We start from the raw sequence: 7,771 nt of genomic DNA, 5'->3' as shown, positions 1-7,771 counted from the left end.
GTTTTTTATATTTAATAATTTCTTAAAAAAAAAACCTGTATTAGCCTGTTTTTTGAACAAACTCCAAAAAAACATGTTTAAAGCTAACGAACTGATCAAGGATCTGTATGAAAAAACAGCATGCTTTTACAATAACGACTCACTTTTTTATAAAAAATTAAACGTTGAGTTTGTCAAATAATTACTAATACAGGAATAAGGTATTAAAGAACATCAAAAGTTTTTTAAATGTACATCAATAATATCTATTAACTCAAGTACTTTTTCATTCTCTTTAGATTGATTTGAATGATTGGATTTATTATTTTCAAGTTTGGTTGCATATTGCAAAGCGCACATAGCCAAAACATCCTGTTTATCTCTAACTGCGTAACTTTTTTCTAGTTGTTTTATCATAGCACCAATCTCTTTTGCAGCATTACGTAAAAATTCTTCTTGTTGAGGAATTATTGACAGAGGATATACTCTGTCTGCAATTGTAATTTTTATTTTAATTAAATCACTCATTAAAATTACTTGTTTTTATTTCTGTATTTCTGAAAGATTAAAAATACAGGCATCGACTTCTTTTATCAGTCTATTAATTTTACGTTTTGTAGTTGTTTTGCCATCACTACCTCCCAACATGTTATTTGCAATAATTAATGCAGTATTTTGTTTTTCAATATCAGCCAATTTGATTTTTAGATTCTTCTCACTAGTTTCAAGAATATCAATTTTTTCAATTAACTGGTTTAGGGATAGATAATTTTCTTTAAGTCTGTTCACTAGCTTGATTACTCTTTCTTCCAAAAGTGATATGGTCTTAATATAATTATTCATAAAATCATTTACTTATTCACAAATCTATAAATTATACTCATAATTTATTTAATTTCAATAAAAAATCAATTTAATGAAGATTATTCGAATGATTAAAGTTATGTTTTTAATCATATTACCAACTATGGTTTTTAGTCAAATTAATATATCTCCTCTGGATATTCCATTAAATCTATCCGGTACTTTTGGGGAATTGAGGAGTACTCATTTTCATACTGGTATTGATATCAAAACAGGAGGGAAACAAGGTTTAAAAGTTCGATCTATAAAAAAAGGTCAAGTGGTTAGAGTTAGAGTTAGCCGCGGAGGATACGGTAAAAGTATATACATTAAACATTATGACGGTACTACCTCAGTTTATGCTCACTTAAAAAAATTTTCTAAAAAGGTTGAAGATTATGTTAAAAAAATCCAATACAAAAATAAAACCTATGAAATGCAAAGCTTTCCTAAAGAAGGTCAGTTAAATTTTGATTTGGGCGAGTTAATTGGCTTCAGTGGAAATACAGGAGGCACTTCGGGCCCTCATTTACATTTTGAAATAAGAGATTCTAATAATAATCCTTTGAATCCATTTGAGCTTGATTTTGAAATAACAGATACTATAAAACCAGTTATTAGTGGTTTGTACCTATACAAAGTTTATGATGATGGAAAATATGATTTCATTAAAAAAATAAAAATAAAAAAAATAAACAATAGTTTATACGCAGCATCAAAAATTAAAAATACTGGTAGGCTCGGGATTGGACTTAAATATTATGATAGACAAGACAAGTCATATAGTAAAAATGGAGTTTATTCAATAAATTTTAATTTAAATGCCGATTCAATATTTAACTATAAAGTTGATCAACTTAACTTTAACGACAGAAAATATTTAAAATTATTAATAGATCATAAAAAATGGAATAAAGAAAGAGTTAGAGTCCAAAAACTTTTTACTCATCCAAAATCAAAATATAGTTTTATAAACAAGAGAAAATCTTATGGAGTATTTACAATATCTGATGGTTTAAGTTATGATGGTGAAATAAAAGTCATTGATTTCAAGGGTAATCAGACTAAAATAAAATTAAATTTTGAAGGTATTATCAAAGACTCTATTCAAAATATTTCAAAAAGTGGAAATATAAACCCAGACAAAGAGTATACTATAGATTTAAAAAATATTAGTATTAAGATCCCAAAAAACTCTTTTTATAATTCAATAGATATTAAAATTAATAGTAATAATGATACTCTAGATCTTGGAGAAAACATACATCTAATTAATAAAGGATTTGAAATTAAGTATCAAGTTTCTAAAACTGATAGTGTTTTTTTAAAAAAAGGATTTATATCAAAAATAAATAAATATGGAAATGCTCGATATCTTAAAACTAAAAAAGAAAATAATTTTTGGTCAACAAAAGGATATGCATTAGGAAAATACGCTTTATCAATTGATACAATCTCTCCGACAGTTAAACCTTATAATTTTAAAAAAAATGAATGGATAAGTAATTTAAAATTTCTAAAATTAAAAGTGAAAGATGAATTTTCTGGAATAAAATTAATTGAGGGTTCTATTAATGGTATTTGGATTTTATTTGAATTTGAGCCAAAGTCAAATCTGATTACTTATAATTTTAAAGACCTTACCCTTGAAGATGGAAAACATTTATTAAAAATAAAAGTTGAGGATATGAATGGAAATATAACTAATTATGAATCCATTTTTTTTAAAAAATATTGATTTTTTATTTAATTAAATTCTTTTAGAACATTCATTAAATAATCTACTTCTTGTTTTGAATTATATGATGAAAAAGAGAACCTCAAAGAAGGCCAGTCATTATTTTTTTTATTTTGTACTTCTTTTAAAACATGTGATCCCTGATTGCTTCCAGATTGACACGCACTTCCTTTAGAGCAAGCGATACCCTTAAGATCAAGCTGAAAATCTAATAGCGAAGCCTTTTCCTTGTTAACCGGAATAGATATATTTAAAAGTGTATATGTGCTCTCTTTGGGGTCAGAACAACATCCATTAAACTCAACGTTTGGAAAAATATTTTTTATGGATTTTATAAAATAGTCTTTTATGGATTGAATATATTTTTTTTCTTCATCCAAGTTTTCATAACTCATTGACATTGCTTTTTCCATACCAACAATATTAGGAAGGGCCTCAGTACCTGCTCTTAATCCTCTTTCTTGAGCTCCACCAGATATAAATGGATTAATGTTAAGTTTTTTGTTAACATAAGAAAAGCCAACTCCCTTAGGCCCATGAAATTTGTGAGCTGCAGCGGACAAAAAATCAATATTATATTTTTCAACATCTATATTATAATGTGCAACTCCCTGAACAGCATCAGTATGGAATAAAGCGTCTGACTCTTTACAAATCAAACCAACTCTTTCCATATCAAGAATGGTCCCTATTTCGTTATTGATATACATCAATGTTACAAGCTTTTTAGAGTCATCTTCCTTGAGAAGTCTTTCAAGGTCGACATAATCTACTTGACCTTTGTTATTTGTTTTAACATACTTTATTTCAACCCCATCAGATTTTAAATCATCAAGAGTATGTAAAACTGCGTGATGTTCAATTTTTGAAGAAATGATAGTATTAACTTCCAAATCTTTAACCGCACAACGAATCAACATATTATCTGACTCTGTACCACCAGATGTGAAAATTATCTCTTGTGGTGAAGAATTTAAATGAAAAGCAATTACTTTTCGTGCATTTTCTAACTTTGACTTCGCAGATCTTCCGAAAGAATGAGATGAGGAAGGATTTCCATATGTATCCAATAAACAATTCTTTATTTCATCAACAACTTCTTTTCTGATTTGAGTAGTTGCCGCATTGTCAAAATATACTTCCATTTAAAATAAATTTTAGCTAAGTTAACTAAGATTCAAAATCTTGCAATGTTTTTTTTATAATAGTAATACATTCATCTAATTGGGCTTTTGTTATTACAAGTGGAGGTGCAAATCTTATAATATTCCCATGGGTAGGTTTTGCAAGAAGCCCATTATCCCTTAGCTTGAGGCAAATATTCCATGCTGTTTTACTATCTGGCTTATCGTTAATTACGATTGCATTAAGCAGGCCTTTTCCTCTTACTAGTTTAACGATAGAACTATATTTTATATAGTTATTTATTTCTCTTCGAAAATAATTACCAAGATCTCTAGAATTTTGAGTTAATTTTTCATTTTTAACAACCTCTAAAGCCCTTTTAGCCACTACAGATCCAAGAGGATTACCACCAAATGTACTTCCGTGTTGACCGGGTTGAATTACGTCCATTATTGAACTATCACACAATACAGCAGAAACCGGATATGTTCCCCCGCTCAAAGCTTTTCCTAGAATTAATAAATCAGGTCTAGTATAAGTTGATTTTTGTCTTTCGCAATTCTTTTCACAAGTGCAATTTCCACATACAGCTAATAAAGATCCAGTCCTTCCAATACCTGTTTGAATTTCATCAGCAATAAATAAAACATTATTTTTCTCACATAGTTTCTTTGCTTCAGATAAATAATGCTCATCAGGAACATAAACTCCTGCCTCTCCTTGAATTGGTTCCACTAAAAAACTAACAACATTAGGATTATTCTCTAAAACAGATTCAAGAGATTTAAGATCATTGTATGGCACATGAAGAAAACCAGGAGTATGTGGTCCGAAATAATCTTTTGATCCAGGGTCTGAAGAAAAAGAAATAACAGTTGTAGTTCTTCCATGAAAGTTATTTTCACATACAATTATTTGTGCTTGATTCTCAGGCACACCTTTTATTGTGTGACCCCACTTTCTTGAAATTTTTATAGCTGTCTCAACACCTTCAGCTCCAGTATTCATTGGAAGCAATCTTTCAAAACCAAAATATTTTGTAGCGTACTCCATATATTCTCCAAGTTTATCATTGTGAAATGCTCTTGAAGTTAATGTTAGTTCTTTGGCTTGATTTGTTAAAGCTTCTATTATGTCAGGATGACAATGACCTTGATTGACAGCTGAATATGCAGATAAAAAATCATAATATCTTTTCCCTTCAACATCCCATAGAAAAACCCCCTTTCCTTTGGATAAAACCACAGGAAGTGGATGATAGTCATGAGCACCAAACTCTTTCTCTAACCCCAAATGATGTGTAGAAGAATTGGTATTAATACTATTGGTCTTTGTATTTATTTCCATGATTGTTGTATTTATAACATTTTAATTTATTAATGTTGTAAATGTATTAAATAAATTTTAAGGCTATAACCCATAACTTTAAAAGTTATTAAAATAAACCTTAACATTTAAAATATAAATTATGTTAGTTTTACAAAATGCGTGGAAAAAGAAAAAATATTATTTACGAAAACATAAAAATCATAGATACTGCCAGTAAAGGAAAATCTGTTGGAAAAACAATTGATGGTAAAACGATTTTTATTGAGAAGGGAGTACCGGGGGACATCGTTAATGTTAATGTTTATAAAAAAAGAAAAGGGTTTCTTGAAGGAAGAATCGAAAAGCTAGTAACTAAATCATCAAAAAGAATTGATCCAAAATGTGACCACTTTGGAGTATGTGGTGGATGTAAATGGCAAAACATGGATTATTCAAGTCAGCTACATTTTAAAGAAAAGGAAGTACACGAAAATATTAAAAGAATTGGAAAAATTGAATTAATTAAACCTGAACCTATTCTTGGCTCCTCTGAAGAATACTTTTACAGAAATAAAATGGAATTTTCATTTTCCAATAGAAGATGGTTACATGTTGAAGAAATTGATGATAAAAAAAATGATTTAAATAAAAATGGACTTGGTTTTCATAAACCAGGCATGTGGGATAAAATAATTGATATTCATAAATGCTACTTACAGAAAGATCCATCAAATGAAATTCGTAATTCGATAAGAAAATTTTCTTTTGAAAATGATCTTCCTTTTTATGATTATTATAATAAAAACGGACTTCTTAGAACTTTAATGATAAGAACTAGTTCAAGTGGAGATCTAATGGTTTTAATACAGTTTTTTAAAAACGATTTAAAAAAAATTAACGGTTTACTTGATTATTTAAAATCTGAATTCTCGGAAATCTCCTCTTTAAATTATTGTATTAACATGAAAGATAACGATACTCTTTACGATCAAAAAGTAATATGCTATTCTGGAAAAACATATATTACTGAGACAATGGATGATTTAAAATTCCGGATTACTCCTAAATCATTTTATCAGACTAATAGTAAACAAGCTCATGAATTATATAAAATTACTCTTGACTTTGCAAATTTAAATGGACATGAAATAGTTTATGATTTATATACAGGGACTGGGACAATTGCGCAATTTGTTTCCAGAAAATGCTCTAAAGTTATTGGAATTGAGTCTGTACCTGAAGCAATTAAAGCTGCAGAATCTAATGTAAAAGTTAACACTATAAAAAATGTAGAGTTTGTGGTAGGAGATATGAAAACAGTTTTCAATGATGACTTTATTGCTAAATACGGAAAAGCAGATGTAGTTATAACTGATCCTCCAAGAGACGGAATGCATAAAAAAGTTATTGAACAAATTTTAAAATTATCTCCTAAAAAAATAGTTTACGTAAGTTGTAACAGTGCTACTCAAGCAAGAGACTTATTGTTATTAAAAGATGTTTATGAAATAACTAGATCTAGAGCTGTTGATATGTTTCCACAGACACATCATATAGAAAATGTTGTACTTTTAGAAAAGAAATGAAAAGAAAAATAATACTTCTTTTAATTGTGATATTTTCATCTTTCACCTTTTTAGTAAGATGTGAAAGAGATGATATTTGTATTGAAGGAACTGTCGGAACTCCTAACTTAATAATTAGGTTTTTTGACTATGATGATATAGATCAACCAAAAAGTGTTCCTTTTTTTGTGATAAATGAGTTGAATGATGATTACAAAGACTACATCAGAAGATATTTAATTGGAAATGATTCAATCTCAGTTCCTTTGAAAGCAAATCAAGATTTCACTGAATTGAAGTTTTTTTACAACTGGGGTGGTGAAGATGAAAACATAGATACTTTAAAAATTAATCACACTCGAATTGATACATACATTAATAGAGCTTGTGGATTCAAAGGTCAATATATATTTAAGGATAATCCAATTGAGGGAATTGGCACAGCAGGTTCTTGGATTAAATCGTATAAATTAATAAAAGATTCAATATTAAATGAGCAAAGCATGCACTTGGCATTTTATCATTAGTTTTATAATTGTACAAACTCTATCTGCACAATCTAAAAACGATAGTTTGTTTAATGAAAAGATAAAAGCCCCTATAAATCTTCGTTTTGGAATTGACCTCTTTCAACCTATAACATCTCAGTTTGATAAAAATCTTAAGGGTTTTGAGATTGTTGGAGATCTCAGGGTTAAAGAAAACTTTTATTTGAGCACTGAAATTGGTGCACTAGAAAGAACCCAACAATCTGAATTAATAAATTTCACGACATCAGGTAGTTATATTAAACTAGGCTTTGATTTTAACATGTACAAAAACTGGACTGGAATGAATAATCAGGTTTATTTGGGTGTTAGGTTAGCAAATAGCATTTATAATCACAATATTAATAATTATGTTTTATTTAGAACCGAACAATTATTTGATGAAGGGGATTCTGTTGATAGCGGATATTCAACTGGAAAAATAAGTGATTTAAATGCTCAATGGATTGAGTTCTTGGTCGGTATGAAAGTGCAGGTTTTAAAAAATACTTATATGGGTTTTAGCCTTAGACTAAATAGATTGTTAAGTAATTCGCCGGCTGAGAATTTTGGAGTTTTATTTATTCCCGGATTTAATAGGGTAACAGATGAAAATATATTTGGATCATCTTTTAATTATACTCTAACCTATTCAATTCCTTTTAAACGAGGTAAATCCAAATAAA

General features: G+C 28.6%; 8 protein-coding genes and 1 other RNA gene. 4 read left to right on the top strand and 5 right to left on the bottom strand.

Annotated features, from left to right (window positions below; genetic code table 11):
- Nucleotides 1–58 precede the first annotated feature (58 nt).
- From ssrS to AC3ATN_RS03090, 3 genes are all read right to left on the bottom strand, one after another.
- A non-coding RNA gene (gene ssrS / locus AC3ATN_RS03100) (6S RNA) lies at nucleotides 59–170 on the bottom strand.
- Nucleotides 171–213: 43 nt separating this feature from the next.
- A complete protein-coding gene (locus AC3ATN_RS03095; protein ID WP_487531771.1) occupies nucleotides 214–507 on the bottom strand; it encodes a cell division protein ZapA in 294 nt (97 codons plus the stop codon).
- Between the two features lie 15 nt (nucleotides 508–522).
- A complete protein-coding gene (locus AC3ATN_RS03090) occupies nucleotides 523–822 on the bottom strand; it encodes a hypothetical protein (protein WP_487531770.1) in 300 nt (99 codons plus the stop codon).
- 73 nt (nucleotides 823–895) lie between these two features.
- On the opposite strand from AC3ATN_RS03090, the gene AC3ATN_RS03085 reads away from it, so the two are divergent.
- Nucleotides 896–2,560 carry a M23 family metallopeptidase gene (locus tag AC3ATN_RS03085; RefSeq protein WP_487531769.1) on the top strand — a complete coding sequence of 555 codons (1,665 nt, stop codon included), beginning with the start codon at nucleotides 896–898 and terminating at the stop codon, nucleotides 2,558–2,560.
- Nucleotides 2,561–2,568: 8 nt separating this feature from the next.
- Here AC3ATN_RS03085 and AC3ATN_RS03080 read toward each other — a convergent pair whose 3' ends face one another.
- Both AC3ATN_RS03080 and rocD read right to left on the bottom strand, forming a co-directional pair.
- Nucleotides 2,569–3,705: a cysteine desulfurase family protein gene (locus tag AC3ATN_RS03080; protein ID WP_487531768.1), complete on the bottom strand. Its 1,137-nt coding sequence runs from the start codon at nucleotides 3,703–3,705 to the stop codon at nucleotides 2,569–2,571.
- A 25-nt stretch (nucleotides 3,706–3,730) separates the two neighbouring features.
- Complete coding sequence (rocD, locus tag AC3ATN_RS03075; RefSeq protein ID WP_487531767.1) at nucleotides 3,731–5,032, bottom strand: ornithine--oxo-acid transaminase; 1,302 nt, start codon at nucleotides 5,030–5,032, stop codon at nucleotides 3,731–3,733.
- Between the two features lie 137 nt (nucleotides 5,033–5,169).
- Between rocD and rlmD the strand changes: the two genes are divergently transcribed.
- The 3 genes from rlmD to AC3ATN_RS03060 are packed head-to-tail and all read left to right on the top strand — an operon-like array spanning nucleotide 5,170 to nucleotide 7,770.
- Nucleotides 5,170–6,579: a 23S rRNA (uracil(1939)-C(5))-methyltransferase RlmD gene (gene rlmD, locus AC3ATN_RS03070; protein WP_487531766.1), complete on the top strand. Its 1,410-nt coding sequence runs from the start codon at nucleotides 5,170–5,172 to the stop codon at nucleotides 6,577–6,579.
- Nucleotides 6,576–7,085 (top strand): DUF6452 family protein, encoded by a 510-nt coding sequence (locus AC3ATN_RS03065; RefSeq protein ID WP_487531765.1) that lies wholly within the window; start codon nucleotides 6,576–6,578, stop codon nucleotides 7,083–7,085. The genes rlmD and AC3ATN_RS03065 overlap by 4 nt, the downstream gene beginning before the upstream one ends.
- Entirely contained in the window at nucleotides 7,051–7,770 is a 720-nt protein-coding gene (locus tag AC3ATN_RS03060; protein ID WP_487531764.1) for a DUF6048 family protein, read from the top strand. Before AC3ATN_RS03065 ends, AC3ATN_RS03060 begins: the two co-directional genes overlap by 35 nt.
- Nucleotide 7,771: the final 1 nt, after the last annotated feature.

The organism is Candidatus Marivariicella sp. (genome assembly GCF_983056325.1).
This window is presented reverse-complemented; position numbering and strand designations above follow the sequence as displayed.